At 67.0% G+C, this 13,895-nt stretch carries 12 protein-coding genes and 3 pseudogenes; 9 read left to right on the top strand and 6 right to left on the bottom strand.

Features of this window, described 5'->3' with window-relative positions; translation table 11 throughout:
* On the bottom strand, nucleotides 1–905 hold a 905-nt coding region (locus A9X03_RS08300; RefSeq protein WP_067784919.1), incomplete at its 3' end, for a steroid 3-ketoacyl-CoA thiolase.
* A 122-nt stretch (nucleotides 906–1,027) separates the two neighbouring features.
* Between A9X03_RS08300 and A9X03_RS29140 the strand changes: the two are divergent.
* A pseudogene (locus A9X03_RS29140) lies at nucleotides 1,028–1,826 on the top strand (steroid C27-monooxygenase); the annotation flags it as partial.
* A gap of 61 nt (nucleotides 1,827–1,887) precedes the next feature.
* Here A9X03_RS29140 and A9X03_RS30810 read toward each other — a convergent pair.
* Nucleotides 1,888–1,995 (bottom strand): annotated as a pseudogene (locus A9X03_RS30810) (hypothetical protein); the annotation flags it as partial.
* A gap of 21 nt (nucleotides 1,996–2,016) precedes the next feature.
* On the opposite strand from A9X03_RS30810, the pseudogene A9X03_RS29130 reads away from it, so the two are divergent.
* The 6 genes and pseudogenes from A9X03_RS29130 to A9X03_RS08270 all read left to right on the top strand — a co-directional run.
* A pseudogene (locus tag A9X03_RS29130) lies at nucleotides 2,017–2,262 on the top strand (steroid C27-monooxygenase); the annotation flags it as partial.
* The gene (locus A9X03_RS08290; RefSeq protein ID WP_067752376.1) at nucleotides 2,262–3,275 is read left to right on the top strand and encodes an acyl-CoA dehydrogenase family protein; all 1,014 of its coding nucleotides are present in this window, start codon (nucleotides 2,262–2,264) and stop codon (nucleotides 3,273–3,275) included. The pseudogene A9X03_RS29130 and the gene A9X03_RS08290, both read left to right, overlap by 1 nt.
* Nucleotides 3,266–4,429 (top strand): acyl-CoA dehydrogenase FadE29, encoded by a 1,164-nt coding sequence (fadE29, locus tag A9X03_RS08285; protein ID WP_067752379.1) that lies wholly within the window; start codon nucleotides 3,266–3,268, stop codon nucleotides 4,427–4,429. Before A9X03_RS08290 ends, fadE29 begins: the two co-directional genes overlap by 10 nt.
* Nucleotides 4,426–5,391, top strand: a complete 966-nt coding sequence (locus A9X03_RS08280) for a bifunctional MaoC family dehydratase N-terminal/OB-fold nucleic acid binding domain-containing protein (RefSeq protein ID WP_067752382.1) — start codon at nucleotides 4,426–4,428, stop codon at nucleotides 5,389–5,391. The genes fadE29 and A9X03_RS08280 overlap by 4 nt, the downstream gene beginning before the upstream one ends.
* The gene (locus tag A9X03_RS08275; RefSeq protein WP_068260529.1) at nucleotides 5,388–5,789 is read left to right on the top strand and encodes a MaoC family dehydratase; all 402 of its coding nucleotides are present in this window, start codon (nucleotides 5,388–5,390) and stop codon (nucleotides 5,787–5,789) included. The genes A9X03_RS08280 and A9X03_RS08275 overlap by 4 nt, the downstream gene beginning before the upstream one ends.
* Complete coding sequence (locus A9X03_RS08270) at nucleotides 5,789–6,958, top strand: lipid-transfer protein (protein ID WP_068260526.1); 1,170 nt, start codon at nucleotides 5,789–5,791, stop codon at nucleotides 6,956–6,958. The genes A9X03_RS08275 and A9X03_RS08270 overlap by 1 nt, the downstream gene beginning before the upstream one ends.
* Nucleotides 6,959–7,041: 83 nt before the next feature.
* Here A9X03_RS08270 and A9X03_RS08265 read toward each other — a convergent pair whose 3' ends face one another.
* The 4 genes from A9X03_RS08265 to kstD all read right to left on the bottom strand — a co-directional run bounded on the left by A9X03_RS08265 (nucleotide 7,042) and on the right by kstD (nucleotide 12,495).
* Nucleotides 7,042–7,989 (bottom strand): adenylate/guanylate cyclase domain-containing protein, encoded by a 948-nt coding sequence (locus tag A9X03_RS08265; RefSeq protein ID WP_068260524.1) that lies wholly within the window; start codon nucleotides 7,987–7,989, stop codon nucleotides 7,042–7,044.
* Between the two features lie 153 nt (nucleotides 7,990–8,142).
* The gene (locus tag A9X03_RS08260; protein ID WP_068260522.1) at nucleotides 8,143–9,897 is read right to left on the bottom strand and encodes a patatin-like phospholipase family protein; all 1,755 of its coding nucleotides are present in this window, start codon (nucleotides 9,895–9,897) and stop codon (nucleotides 8,143–8,145) included.
* Nucleotides 9,898–9,952: 55 nt separating this feature from the next.
* Nucleotides 9,953–10,813 carry a MaoC/PaaZ C-terminal domain-containing protein gene (locus A9X03_RS08255; RefSeq protein WP_068260520.1) on the bottom strand — a complete coding sequence of 287 codons (861 nt, stop codon included), beginning with the start codon at nucleotides 10,811–10,813 and terminating at the stop codon, nucleotides 9,953–9,955.
* The gene (kstD, locus tag A9X03_RS08250) at nucleotides 10,813–12,495 is read right to left on the bottom strand and encodes a 3-oxosteroid 1-dehydrogenase (RefSeq protein WP_068260532.1); all 1,683 of its coding nucleotides are present in this window, start codon (nucleotides 12,493–12,495) and stop codon (nucleotides 10,813–10,815) included. The genes A9X03_RS08255 and kstD overlap by 1 nt, the downstream gene beginning before the upstream one ends.
* A 72-nt stretch (nucleotides 12,496–12,567) precedes the next feature.
* Here kstD and A9X03_RS08245 point away from each other — a divergent pair, with 72 nt between their 5' ends.
* Together A9X03_RS08245 and A9X03_RS08240 are read left to right on the top strand one after the other, a co-directional pair.
* A complete protein-coding gene (locus A9X03_RS08245) occupies nucleotides 12,568–13,353 on the top strand; it encodes a 2-keto-4-pentenoate hydratase (RefSeq protein WP_067891499.1) in 786 nt (261 codons plus the stop codon).
* 12 nt (nucleotides 13,354–13,365) lie between these two features.
* A partial coding sequence (locus A9X03_RS08240; RefSeq protein WP_197505060.1) for an acetylating acetaldehyde dehydrogenase occupies nucleotides 13,366–13,895 on the top strand: 530 nt, incomplete at its 3' end.

The raw sequence follows: 13,895 nt of genomic DNA, 5'->3' as shown, positions 1-13,895 counted from the left end.
ATCTTCATGCCGGCCTTTTCCAGAACCTTGGCGGTGGACTGGACGGGGCCGTCGAGGTGGTAGTACGGCTCGGCGCCGACCAGCGCCTGGCTGACGATGCGGGCCCGCGGCCGCAATCCGAGCGACTTGGCCTTGTCCTCGTCCATCCACAGCACCGCCGCGGCGCCATCGGAGATCTGCGACGACGTTCCCGCCGTGTGGATTCCGCCCTCGATGACCGGCTTCAGCGAGCTCAGCCCCGACAGGGTGGTCTCCCGCAGGCCCTGGTCGCGGGAGATGGTCACCCGCTCGGACGTCGGCTGCTTGTTCTCGTCCAGTGCCGGCGCCTCGATCGGGGAGATCTCGCGGTCGAACCGGCCTTCCTCCCACGCCCGCTTGGCCTTGGCCTGCGATTGGTAGCCGAACTCGTCGATGTCGTCGCGGGTGATGCCCCGCCGCTTGGCGATCCGCTCGGCCGCGGTGAACTGGTCGGGCAGGTCGATGTCCCACGACGCGGGCCGCAGGATGCTTCGGTCGGGACCGGCGTTGGCGCCGAGTCCGACGCGGCTCATGGCCTCGATTCCGCAGGCGATGCCGATGTCGATGGCACCCGCCGCGATCAACCCGGCCACCAGCCCGTTGGCCTGCTGGCTGCTGCCGCACTGGCAGTCCACGGTCGTGGCGCCGACGTGCTCCGGCAGCCCGGCGACCAGCCAGCTGACCCGGGTGATGTTGTTGGACTGCTCGCCGAACTGCGTCACGCAGCCGCCGATGACCTGTTCGACGTCGCCGGCGTCGATGCCGGCCTTCTCCACCAGCGCCCTCTGCACCGCGCCAAGCAGCTCGGTCGCATGCAGCCCTGACAGCCATCCGTTGCGCTTGCCGATGGGGCTGCGGGTGGCTTCGACGATTACCGGGTTACCCATTCCGTCAGGCTAGAACACGTTTCATTAGTCTGACAAGCGACGATGGTGACCTGCCTTTTATCTGCGCAGGAGCCGTGTTTTACTGGCACTAGAACACGTTGCAATTGAGGAGCGCACACATCATGGCACCCCCCAACATCCCCGCCGACTTCGACTTTCTCGACCCCGACGTCAACCTCGCCGGGCTGCCCGTCGCGGAACTCGCCGAGCTGCGCAAGGCGGAGCCCATCCACTGGGTCGACATCCCCAATGGCGCGGGCGGGTTCGAGGACCACGGATATTGGCTCGTCACCAAGCACGCCGACGTCAAGGAGGTGTCCAAGCGCAGCGACATCTTCTCGAGCTGGATGAACGGCGCCATCCCGACGTGGCCGCCGGAGATGAAGCGCGAGCAGGTCGAGCTGCAGCGCAGCGTCATGCTCAACATGGACGCACCCCACCACACCCGGCTGCGCAAGATCATCTCGCGCGGCTTCACGCCACGGGCCATCGGACGGCTGGAGGCCGAGCTGGCCCAGCGTGCCCAGAACATCGCGAAGACCGCGGCGCACGAGGGCAGCGGCGACTTCGTCGAGCAGGTCTCGTGCGAGCTGCCGCTGCAAGCCATCGCGGGCCTGCTCGGCGTTCCCCAGGAGGATCGCGACAAGCTCTTCCGCTGGTCCAACGAGATGACCGGCGGCACCGACCCCGAGTACGCTCACGTCGATCCCGCGCAGTCGTCGATGGAACTGATCACCTACGCCATGGCGATGGCCGCGGAGCGCAGCAAGAACCCCACCGACGACATCGTCACCACGCTCGTCCAGGCCGACATCGACGGCGAGAAGCTCTCCGACGACGAGTTCGGTTTCTTCGTGGTGATGCTCGCGGTGGCGGGCAACGAGACCACGCGCAACTCGATCACCCACGGCATGTGATCGGCGACCGCGTTGAAGATGAGGTTGATGGTCATGCGGGCCAGGTTCGCGCCGATGCAGTAGTGGGCGCCGGTGCCACCGAACCCGACGTGGGGGTTCGGGTCGCGCAGGATGTTGAAGGCGTGCGGGTCCTCGAAGACCTCTTCGTCGAAGTTGGCCGAGCGGTAGGACATCACCACCCGTTCGCCCTTCTTGATCCGCACGCCTTCAACATCCTGCGCGACCCGAACCCCCACGTCGGGTTCGGTGGCACCGGCGCCCACTACTGCATCGGCGCGAACCTGGCCCGCATGACCATCAACCTCATCTTCAACGCGGTCGCCGATCACATGCCGGACCTCAAGCCGGTCGGCGAGCCCGAGCGGCTGCGGTCGGGCTGGCTCAACGGAATCAAGCATTGGCAGGTGGACTACACCGGCAAGACCGCGGTGACGTCCTGATGGACTTCAATCTCACTGCGACGCAACAAGCCGTCGCGGATGTGGTGACGTCCGTTCTGGATCGGGACCTCGGCTGGGACGCGTTGGTCAGCGGCGGGGTGACGGCGCTGCCGGTGCCCGAGCGCCTCGGCGGCGACGGCGTCGGCCTGCCCGAGGTCGCCACGGTGCTCACCGAGATAGGCCGCCACGGCGCCATCACGCCGGCGCTGGCCACCCTCGGCTTCGGCGTGGCGCCGCTGCTTGACCTGGCGTCCGATGAACAACAGGACCGGTTCCTGGCCACGGTCGCCAAGGGCGGCGTGCTGACGGCCGCGCTGAACGAGCCCGGCGCCGCGTTGCCCGACCGGCCGTCGACCACCTTCGCCGACGGCCGGCTGTCGGGCACCAAAGTGGCTGTGCCGTATGCCGAATCCGCCGACTGGATGGTCGTGACCGCGGACAGCGCGGTCGTGGTGGTGTCGCCGAAGGCCGACGGTGTGGCGGTGGTCAAGACGCCGACATCGAACGGTGCGGACGAGTACAGCGTCACGTTCGCCGACGTCGCTGTCGGCGACTCCGATGTGCTCGCCGGCGCCCAGGCGCATCGGGTCAATCAGCTCGCCTTGGCGGCCGTCGGCGCCTACGCCGACGGGCTGGTGGCCGGGGCGCTGCGCCTCACCGCGGACTACGTGGCCAACCGCAAGCAGTTCGGCAAGCCGCTGTCCACGTTCCAGACGGTGGCGGCGCAGCTGGCGGAGGTCTACATCGCCTCGCGCACCATCGATTTGGCGGCCAAGTCGGTGGTGTGGCGGCTGTCCGAAGGCCGGGACGCCGACGACGACCTGGACGTGCTCGGCTACTGGATCACTTCGCAGGCCCCGCCGGTGATGCAGACCTGCCATCACCTGCACGGTGGCATGGGCATGGACATCACCTACCCGATGCACCGGTATTACTCCACGATCAAGGACCTGTCCCGGCTGCTGGGCGGTTCTTCTCATCGTCTCGACCTGGTGGGAGCGCAATGTTCATAGACCTCACTCCGGAGCAGCGTCAGCTGCAAGCGGAACTGCGGGAGTACTTTTCGAACCTGATCTCGTCCGACGAGATGAAGGCGATGGAGCAGGACCGGCACAACGAGGCCTACCGCGCGGTGATCCGGCGGATGGGCCGCGACGGCAAGCTCGGGGTGGGGTGGCCAAAAGAGTTCGGCGGCTTGGGCTTCGGGCCCATCGAGCAGTCGATCTTCGTCAACGAGGCGCATCGGGCCGACGTTCCGCTGCCCGCGGTCACGCTGCAGACCGTCGGGCCGACGCTGCAGCAGTTCGGCAGCGAAGCGCAGAAAAAGAAGTTCCTGCCGGCGATCTTGGCGGGCGAGGTGCACTTCGCGATCGGTTACAGCGAGCCCGAGGCCGGCACCGACCTGGCGTCCCTGCGGACGACCGCCGTCCGTCAGGGCGACGAGTACATCGTCAACGGCCAGAAGATGTGGACCACCGGCGGACACGACGCCGACTACATCTGGCTGGCCTGCCGCACCGACCCGGAAGCCGTTAAACACAAGGGCATTTCGATCCTGATCGTGGACACGAAGGATCCCGGGTTCTCCTGGACGCCGATCATCCTGTCCGACGGCGCCCACCACACCAACGCCACCTACTACAACGACGTGCGGGTGCCCGCCGACATGCTGGTCGGCGAGGAGAACGGCGGCTGGCGGCTCATCACCACCCAGCTCAACAACGAACGTGTCATGCTCGGCCCCGCGGGCCGCACGGCCGGCATCTACGACCGCTTGCACGCCTGGGCGTCCAAGCCGGGCAGCGACGGGATCACCCCGATCGACCACCAGGACGTCAAGCGGGCCCTCGGTGAGATCCACGCGATGTGGCGAATCAACGAGCTGCTCAACTGGCAGGTGGCCGCGGCCGGTGAAGACATCAACATGGCCGACGCCGCCGCCACGAAAGTCTTCGGCACCGAGCGGATCCAGTACATCGGCCGGCTCGCCGAGGAGATCGTCGGCAAGTATGGCAACGCGGCCGACTCGGACACCGCGGAGCTGCTGAACTGGCTGGACTCGCAAACCAAGCGCAACCTGGTCATCACCTTCGGTGGAGGCGTCAACGAAGTCATGCGAGAAATGATCGCGGCGGCAGGCCTCAAAGTGCCGAGGGTCCCTCGATGACCGACACGGACGACATCAAGAAGGCTGTCGCCGAGATCACGTCCACTGTCGTCGCCGCACCCCGCACGGGCCGGGATCCGGTCAACCAGCCGATCATCAACAACTGGGTCGAGGCGCTGGGCGACCGCAACCCGATCTACGTCGACGAGGCCGCGGCCAAGGCCGCCGGTCATCCCGGCCTTGTCGCGCCCCCGGCGATGATCCAGGTGTGGACGATGTTCGGACTGGGCGGCGAGCGTCCGACGGACGATCCCATGGGTCCGATCATGGAATTGTTCGACGGCGCAGGCTATGTCGGCGTGGTCGCCACCAACTGCGAGCAGACCTACCACCGGTATCTGCGTCCCGGCGAGCGGGTGACCGTGCACTCCGAGATGCGTGACGTGGTCGGGCCAAAACAGACCGCTCTCGGCGAAGGCTGGTTCATCAACCAGCACATCACCTGGCGCGTCGGTGACGAGGATGTCGCCGAGATGGCATGGCGCATACTAAAATTCAAGCCGCGCGAGACATCCGAGACGGCGCGGTCTTCGATTCCCGAGGATTTGGACGCCGACGCCCTAATGCGCCCGGCGGTTTCCCGGGACACCGCGTTCTTCTGGGAGGGTGTCAAGGCACACGAGCTGCGCATTCAGCGGCGGCCCGACGGCAGTCTGCAGCACCCGCCGGTGCCGGCGGTGTGGCAGGACAAAGAGCAGCCGATCGACTTTGTGGTGGCCGGCGGCACGGGCACGGTGTACAGCTTCGTAGTGCACCACGCGCCCAAGGTTCCCGGGCGCACGCTGCCCTTCGTGATCGCCCTGGTCGAACTCGAGGAAGGGGTCCGGATGCTGGGCGAGTTGCGCGGGGTGGATCCTGCCGCGGTGAAGATCGGAATGCCTGTTCGCGCAACCTATATCGACTTTCCCGCCGGTGAGTCCGGCCCGGAATGGACCCTGTACGCATGGGAGCCCCAAGCATGAGTGCGCCCGTCGTCGAAGTGGGTACGAAGCTGCCCGAGCTCAAGGTCGAAGGCACGCCCACCTTCATCATCTCGACGGCCATCGCCACCCGCGACTTCCAGGACGTGCACCACGACCGGGATCTGGCCCAGGCCAAGGGATCGAAGGATATCTTCGTCAACATCCTCACCGACACCGGGCTGGTACAGCGCTTCCTGACCGACTGGGCCGGGCCGACCGCGATGATCAAGTCGATCGGTCTGCGGCTGGGCGTGCCGTGGTACGCCTACGACACCATCACCTTCTCAGGTGAGGTGACCGCGGTGGAGGACGGGTTGATCACGGTGAAGGTGTTCGGCCGCAACAGCCTTGGCGACCACGTCATCGCGACCGCCACGCTCACGATTGGGGACGCTTAATGTTGTCGGGTAAGGCCGCCATCGTCGGCATCGGTGCCACCGACTTCTCGAAGAATTCCGGCCGAAGCGAGCTGCGCCTGGCGGCCGAGGCGGTTCTGGATGCGCTCGACGACGCGGGCCTCAAGCCGTCGGACGTCGACGGCCTCACCACCTTCACGATGGACAGCAACAACGAGACCGCGGTGGCGCGTGCGACCGGCATCGGCGAGCTGAGATTCTTCGCGCAGACGGGTTACGGCGGCGGTGCGGCGTGCGGGACCGTCGCACACGCAGCAGCGGCCGTCGCGACCGGGCTGGCGGACGTCGTGGTGGCCTACCGCGCGTTCAACGAACGGTCCGGCCAGCGTTTCGGTCAGGTGCAAAGTCGCCTCGCGGGGACCCCTGGGGCTCAGGCCGATTCGACGGCAGCCGACAACTCCTTCTCGTATCCGCATGGCCTTTCGACACCGGCCGCGCAGGTGGCCATGATCGCGCAGCGGTACATGCACTGGTCCGGTGCCACCAGCCGTGACTTCGGCGCCATCTCGGTCGCAGACCGCAAGCACGCGGCCAAGAACCCGAAGGCGTACTTCTACGAGAAGCCGATAACCATTGACGACCACCAGAATTCGCGGTGGATCGCCGAGCCGTTGCGGCTGCTGGACTGCTGCCAGGAGACCGACGGCGCGGTGGCCCTCGTGGTGACCTCGGTGGAGCGGGCGCGAGACCTCAAGCAGCGGCCCGCCGTCATCGAGGCGGCGGCCCAGGGCGCCAGCCCCGACCAGTACACCATGGTGAGCTACTACCGCTCCGAACTCGGCCTGCCCGAGATGGGTGTGGTCGGCAGGCAGCTCTGGCAGCAATCGGGCCTGAAGCCGGACGATATTCAGACCGCCGTGATCTACGACCACTTCACTCCGTTCACACTGATTCAGTTGGAGGAGTTGGGATTCTGCGCCAAGGGCGAGGCCAAAGACTTCATCGCCAACGGCGCGGTCGAGGTGGGCGGTCGGCTGCCGATCAATACCCACGGCGGCCAGCTCGGTGAGGCCTACATCCACGGGATGAACGGAATCGCGGAGGGTGTTCGGCAATTGCGCGGGACCTCGGTCAACCCGGTCCCCGACGTCGAGCACGTCCTCGTCACCGCGGGAACCGGCGTGCCCACGTCGGGCCTCATCCTCGGCTAACGCTGCCATTCGCGTTCGAGTGTGCGGCCTGCCGCACGTTCGCGTTCGACTGTGCGGCCTGCCGCACACTCGACGGCAGTCGGCTAAGAACGCGCGACGACCGAATACACGGTCTCCATGCCGCGCCGGCCCTTGATCTCGACCTGCTCCGAGTGGCCCCAGACATATTCCGGCTCAACGGCATCGCGCACGCGGCTGCTGACCATCACGGCCGGGCGCCCGGCCCGCCCGGCGATGCCGGCCAGCCGGAACGCCACGTTGGTCGCGTCGCCAATCACGGCCGTGACCGTTCTCGTCATCGCGGCGATCGCGGCCCGGCCCTGCACCACCCCCCAGCCCATGCGGATCGGCGAGCCGTCCGGGCTCCGCAGGGGGAGGGTGGGCCCGAGCTCCTCGACCCTCCGGTTCGCGGCGAGCGCGAAGTCGATCGCGAGCTCATTGGCCTTTGGAATCGTCCGCAGCTCCCAGACGGCATACAGCGCATCGCCGGCGTAGTGGTTGAGCGTGCCGCGGTGGGCGCGCAGCACCTGGTTGAGGTCGTGCCACAGATAGTTCAGGCTCTGGGCGATCACCCGGTTGTCGGTGACCTCCGAGATCGTCGAGTAGTTGGTGATATCGCCGACCACCATCACCATGGTCTCCTCGGCGATCCGGGTCAGGGTCGGGCTGGTGTTGGTCAACCCCGCTGCATTGAACCGGTCCGATCGGAAGATCAGCACGACGTCGCCGATCGAGATCTGGTCGTCGGGCTTGATGGGGACCTGCACGGCGCGTTCCAGCGGCATGCCGTTGAGCAACGTTCCGTTGGTGCTGGTGTCGATGAGGTAGGCCCGGTCGGTTACGACGTCGAGACGGATCTCGAGGTGGTTACGGGAGATGTTCGGGTCCTGGATAACCAGCCGGCGCGCTTCGTCGATGCCCGCGCACTGACGGCCGACGAATAGTTGATCGAAGATCGGCACGAGCTTCTCGCCGCCGTTCAAGTGCATGACCAGATTGGCCAGCGGCTTGTTCAACCAATCGGAGCGCATGGCTTAACGACCTCGCCGCACTCGAACGGCCGGGTGTGCGAGCGAGACCCGTCGTTGAGTGCCACGCCCGCCCTGACCACTCTGTGCACACACTAAGCGTCTGCCATCTGAAGGTGCTGAGCTGTTAGCTGCAGGGGTAATCGTATCCGACGCTCAGCGAACGAGCGCCGGCTGCGCTTCGAGAGCGGCCCGGGCCGCTTTCCGCCCGGCTTGCAGGGCGGCGTCGATGTTTTTGAAGTCCAGTGGACCGATCGCCGAGACGTCCGGCTCGATGATCGCCGTGACCCGGGGGAGCTCGCGCAGGTTCCACTTGGGGGCCGCTAGTTCGACGCTGCGAAGCAACGTGTCTTGCAGCGGAGGCAGGGCCGCATCCGTGCCTGTCACGAGCCGCCGGACGAACGCGGGAGGCTGAAGCTTCGCCGGCAGCGGGCCAAAGCCCTTCGACGGCACCCACGTCGTGCGCAGATCGACGCATATCACTTCGCCGTCGGGGTCGGCACACATCACGTCGGCCGGGAGGATGTTCATCAATCCGCCGTCGACGAGCAGCCGCTCGCGATTTTGCACCGGCGGCAGGAGACCGGGTATCGAGATCGATGCGCGCACGGCGACCCACAGCAGCCCACGGCGATGGATGATCTGTTCGCCCGTGATGATGTCGGTGGAGACGGAGAAGAACTCCCTCGGCAGGTGCTCGATCAGGGTGGTGCTGCCGAAGAATCCCTCTATCAAACGGTCGACACGGCGACCTCGGGTGAGGGCTATCGCAGGGATCGTGTAGTCGCTGACCGGCCTGGTCTCGGCAACGTACTTCCGCGCCGCCGCGGTGCAATCCCGCGCGTCCAGCCCCAACGCGAAGGTGGCGGCGGCGAGGGCACCGGAACTGGTTCCGCCGAACCGGTCGATGACGATGCCCGCCCGCGTGAGCTCTTCGTAGACGCCGTAATGCGCGAGGCCCCGCGCGCCCCCGCCCCCCAGCACGAGACCGATAGAGCGCCCGGTGATTCTGCGGGCCAGCGCGCCGATTCCGTCGTCATCGGAGGGGTGATGCGATACGGGCCGCAGCAGATCCCACCAGCTCGGGTCCGGCACGACGCCACAAGTGACCAGGTGGACCGGCCCTTGCGTCACCGGTGGTTCGAGCGTGTCCGGCGGATGGGTTTGATCGGCAAGGACCACGACTCGGTCGCTCTGCGCGGTGACATAGCGTCGCCAGCTGTCGCCCGAGCCCCGGTCGGCCACCAGCAACACCCAATCGTTGCTCCGCTCGACGCGGTCGAGGGTCTCGCTGAACGCTTCGACGAGCTCGCCGTAATGATTGGCCGCCGCCGTCGTTTCGACGGGCGGCGCGACGACGGCGGCCCGACCGTGCGATCTCAGCCGAGTCGCGATCGCCTCGATGATCGGCATGGCAACCGCATCCCCGGTCGACACCACGCCGACGACCCGCCGACCGCGAGAAACGGTGGCGGCCCGTGACTCGCGAAGCATTACCGCCATCGCTCGGAACATCGCCGATTGCAGTTGCGGCGCCTTGGCGAGCACCTCGCTGAACGCGTCAGCGGCGATCCTCCAGACGACGCCGTCCCGAAGGGCTCGTACTCCGGCCGAGCGAGCGGCGCCGGTGATCACGCCCAGGTCTCCGATCGAGTCACCGGACGCCATCTCACGAAGCACCTGTCCGTCGATGCCGATGGCCGCGAATCGCCCCGAGGCGATCACATAGATTGCGTCCGACGGGTCCCCAAGGTGAAAGAGCCACTCGTTGGCGAGAACGTGCTGGCGACCTACGGTCTTCGTGAGCAGGTCGAGTTGTTCGTCGTCGATATCGGCGAATATCGGCATGCTCCGCAGTGCGGTTCGCTCGTCGGCCGCACGCGGCTCGGGCGACTGCCCTTCAGCGACCATGAAAGGACGAAAGCATATTGCGCCGTCTAGCGGTAGTCCGCCCGGCGCAAAGCCGCTACGCGGGGACCAGCTCGACGCCGCTGAGCACCACGGCGTTGTCGCGCGAAGGCGCGACAACGCTAGCCACGAAACGGCCGTCCTCTTTCCACAGGTTGACGCGCAGCGTCTCGCCCGGGAACGCCACGCCGGCGAAGCGCGCGCCGTACGCGGCCACCGCGCCGGCGTCACCGTCCAGCAGCGTGTCGACGATGGCCTTGCACGTCATGCCGTAGGTGCACAGGCCGTGCAGGATCGGTTGCGAAAAGCCATTGGCCGCAGCGAATTCCGGGTCGGAGTGCAGCGGGTTGCGGTCGCCGCACAGCCGGTAGAGCAGCGCCTGCTGCGGCAGGAGCGGCACCGCCACTTCCACGTCGGGCGCCCGGTCCGGCGCGGCGTCCGACGTCGACGGCCCACGCTCGCCGCCGAATCCGCCCTCACCGCGGGCGAAGATGGACCGCCGCTGCGTCCACAGCAGCGTACCGTCGGGCGCGCTGACGGTCGTCTCACTCCAGATCACCGCGGCCTTGCCCTTGTCCCAGATGTCGGTGAACCGGGTGACGGCGCGGGCCGACCCCGACGGCGGCAGCGGGCCGGGCACCTCCACCCGCTCGCTGGCGTGCAGCACCTTGCCCAGCTCGATGTCGATGCCGGGGAATTGCACGATCGGCGGTTTGGTCATGTGAAAGGACGCCGCCACGTTGCCGAACGTCGGCAGCACCTGCGGTGTGTCGTCAACCAGGTAACGCAGTTCGCGTGGATCCATCGGATCCTTGCCGGCGCCCAACGCCAAGTGGTAGAGCTGCACGTCGCTGCTCGTCCACGAGAAATCGATCGGGTCCAGCTCGGCGGCCAGTGCGACGTCTACATCGATGGGCATCAGCGTTCCCCCGCAATGTGCAGCGCGGCCAAGTAGCCGAACGTCATCGCCGGGCCGATGGTCCCGCCCGGACCCGGGTAGGTGTGACCCATCACCGGGGCGCTGACATTGCCTGCGGCGTAAAGGCCTTCGATGATCGAGCCGTCGTCGCGCAGCGCACGGCCGTGGACGTCGGTGCGGACGCCGCCCTTGGTGCCCAGGTCACCGGGCACCATCTTGGCGGCGTAGTACGGAGCGTGGGCGAGCTCACCCAGGTTGGGATTCGGCTTGTTCGTCGGGTCGCCGTAGTAGCGGTCGTACGCGCTCTCGCCGCGGTGGAAGTCTTCGTCGACGCCGGACCTGGCGAAGCCGTTGAATCGCGCCACCGTCGCGGTGAAGTCCGCGACCGGCAGGCCGGCCTTCTGCGCCAGCTCCTCGAGGGTGTCGGCGGAGATGATGACCCCCGACTCCAGCCACTTGCGGGGAATGCGTTGTCCCGGCTGCAATCCCGCGAAGATGTAGCGGTCGCGGTATTGCTGGTCGAACACCAGCCACGCCGGAATGTTCTCGCCCGGCCCGGGGCCCTGGCCGAATTCTCCGCCGTACATGTGGTGGCAGGCCTCGACGTAGGGCATCGACTCGTTCATGAACCGCTTGCCCGACATGTTGACGATGATCGATCCCGGCGAATTGCGCTCGGACAACGCGAACCACGGCGCGCCCACCAGCGGCACGGTCGGGCCCCACCAGGCGTCTTCCATCAGTTCGAGTGCGGCGCCGAGCTTTTCGGCGGCGACGATGCCATCACCGGTGTTGTCCTTGGCGCCGACGGTCCACTCGGTGGTGATCGGCGCGCGCTGATACTTCACCCGCATCTGCTCGTTGTGCTCGAAACCACCGGAGGCGAGGATCACCCCGCGCCGCGCCCGGATCAGCCGCGGCTCCGACGACTCCGACGCGCCGGTGTCGCGAACGTAGACTCCGCGCACGACGCCGTCCTCGACGTACAGGTCGGTGAGCGCGGTGTTGAGCAGCACCGGGACCCCGGCCTGCTGCAACCCGATCCGCAGCGGGCCGATCAACGCCCGGCCCATGCCGACGAGGTTCTTACCGGTCGCCTTCGCCCACATCGTGCGGGCGCCGACCTTCAGGCTGCGCAGCACACCCCGAGGGTGGCGCTTCAGCTGGTTCAGCCGCACGTAATCCTGTTGCATCACAACGACGTTGAGCGGCACCTTGCCGTATGCCGGCTCGAGCCCGGGCATGTCGCCGCCCAGCTTGCGCGCGTCGAACGGCTTCGGCTCGATCGAACGTCCCTCGGCGCGACCGCCCGGCGCCTCCGGGTAGTAGTCGGAGTAGCGCGGAACCCAGCACATCTTCAGCGGGGTGTGCTTCAGCACGAACGAGAGCATCTCGGGTCCGCGCTCGAGGTACGTGTCGATGCGTTCCGGCTCGACGACGTTGCCGACGATGCCGTGCAGGTAGGTCCGGGCCGCCTCCGGGTTGTCCCGGACGCCGTCACGCTTGAGCACCTCGTTGTTGGGAATCCAGACGCCCCCACCCGAGCGGGCGGTCGAGCCGCCGAAGTGCGCAGCCTTCTCGATGACTACTGTGGAAAGGCCCCGGTGAGCGGCGGTAAGCGCAGCTACCATGCCGGCTCCGCCGCTGCCGACCACGACGACGTCGAGCTCCTGTGCTGTCATGTAGAACACGTTATAGAATTGCCCGGGCCGGGCGCTACTGGGCCGGTCACACGAACGAGGGGACTTCTGCAGATGCTCAGTGTTGCGACACGAGACGAGCTTGCTGCCGACCTGGCGCAGGCTGAGCGGAGCCGCTCACCGATCGCTCCGCTGACCGCCGCTCATCCGGAGATCGACGTCGTCGACGCCTATGAGATCCAGCTGATCAACATCCGCCAGCGGGTGGCCGAGGGAGCCCGCGTGTTGGGCCATAAGGTCGGCCTGTCGTCGAAGGCGATCCAGCAGATGATGGGGGTCGACGAGCCGGACTACGGGCATTTGCTCGACGAGATGCAATTGTTCGAAGACACCCCGGTGAAGGCGAGCCGCTACCTGTGGCCCCGGGTCGAGGTGGAGGTCGGCTTCATCCTCAACGCCGACCTGCCGGGAGCTGACTGCACGGAGGACGACGTGCTGGCGGCCACCGAGGCGCTGGTCCCGTCGATCGAGTTGATCGACACCCGGATCACCGACTGGAAGATCGAGTTGTGCGACACCATCGCCGACAACGCGTCGTCGGCGGGCTTCGTGCTGGGCAAGGCGCGCGTCTCCCCGGGCGACGTCGACATCAAAGGGATCGATGCGGTCCTCAGCTGCAACGGTGAGGTCGTCGCCAAGGGCCGCACCGACGCGGTGCTCGGCAACCCCCTCACCGCGGTGGCCTGGCTGGCCCGCAAGGTGGAGGGCTTCGGCGTGCGGTTGCGCAAAGGCGACTTGGTACTTCCGGGCTCGTGTATGCGCGCGATCGACGCGCACGCCGGCGACGATTTTGTGGCCGACTTCACGGGCCTGGGATCTGTTCATTTGTCATTCGAATAAGAGGAGCGTCAGATGCCGGCTAAGGCGAGTGTGGCCATTGTCGGGTCGGGAAACATCAGTACTGACCTGCTCTACAAGTTGCTGCGGTCGGAGTGGCTGGAGCCTCGCTGGATGGTCGGCATCGACCCGCAAAGCGAGGGCTTGGCGCGGGCCCGCAAGCTGGGCCTGGAGACCACGCACGAAGGCGTGGACTGGTTGCTGGCCCAGTCGGAGAAGCCCGACTTGGTGTTCGAGGCCACCAGCGCCTACGTGCACCGGGACGCGGCGCCGAAATACGAAGCCGCCGGGATCCGGGCGATCGACCTGACCCCGGCCGCCGTCGGCCCGGCGGTCATCCCGCCGGCCAACCTCCGCGAGCACCTGGACGCTCCGAACGTCAACATGATCACCTGTGGTGGCCAGGCCACCATTCCGATCGTCTATGCCGTTTCCCGGGTCGTGGAGGTGCCCTACGCCGAGATCGTCGCGTCGGTGGCGTCGGTCTCGGCCGGGCCGGGCACGCGGGCCAACATCGACGAGTTCACCAAGACCACCAGCAAGGG

Origin of the sequence: Mycobacterium sp. E1715 (assembly GCF_001667625.1) — a bacterium.
GTDB lineage: Bacteria > Actinomycetota > Actinomycetes > Mycobacteriales > Mycobacteriaceae > Mycobacterium.
The sequence above is the reverse complement of the archived record's forward strand: the minus strand, read 5'-3'. Positions and strand labels throughout refer to the sequence as shown.

Coding starts and splice junctions, on each gene's coding strand:
- A9X03_RS08290 (WP_067752376.1), top strand. CDS start 2,262: ATGGACTTCAATCTCACTGCGACGCAACAAGCCGTCGCGGATGTGGTG.
- fadE29 (WP_067752379.1), top strand. CDS start 3,266: ATGTTCATAGACCTCACTCCGGAGCAGCGTCAGCTGCAAGCGGAACTG.
- A9X03_RS08280 (WP_067752382.1), top strand. CDS start 4,426: ATGACCGACACGGACGACATCAAGAAGGCTGTCGCCGAGATCACGTCC.
- A9X03_RS08275 (WP_068260529.1), top strand. CDS start 5,388: ATGAGTGCGCCCGTCGTCGAAGTGGGTACGAAGCTGCCCGAGCTCAAG.
- A9X03_RS08270 (WP_068260526.1), top strand. CDS start 5,789: ATGTTGTCGGGTAAGGCCGCCATCGTCGGCATCGGTGCCACCGACTTC.
- A9X03_RS08265 (WP_068260524.1), bottom strand. CDS start 7,989: ATGCGCTCCGATTGGTTGAACAAGCCGCTGGCCAATCTGGTCATGCAC.
- A9X03_RS08260 (WP_068260522.1), bottom strand. CDS start 9,897: ATGGTCGCTGAAGGGCAGTCGCCCGAGCCGCGTGCGGCCGACGAGCGA.
- A9X03_RS08255 (WP_068260520.1), bottom strand. CDS start 10,813: ATGCCCATCGATGTAGACGTCGCACTGGCCGCCGAGCTGGACCCGATC.
- kstD (WP_068260532.1), bottom strand. CDS start 12,495: ATGACAGCACAGGAGCTCGACGTCGTCGTGGTCGGCAGCGGCGGAGCC.
- A9X03_RS08245 (WP_067891499.1), top strand. CDS start 12,568: ATGCTCAGTGTTGCGACACGAGACGAGCTTGCTGCCGACCTGGCGCAG.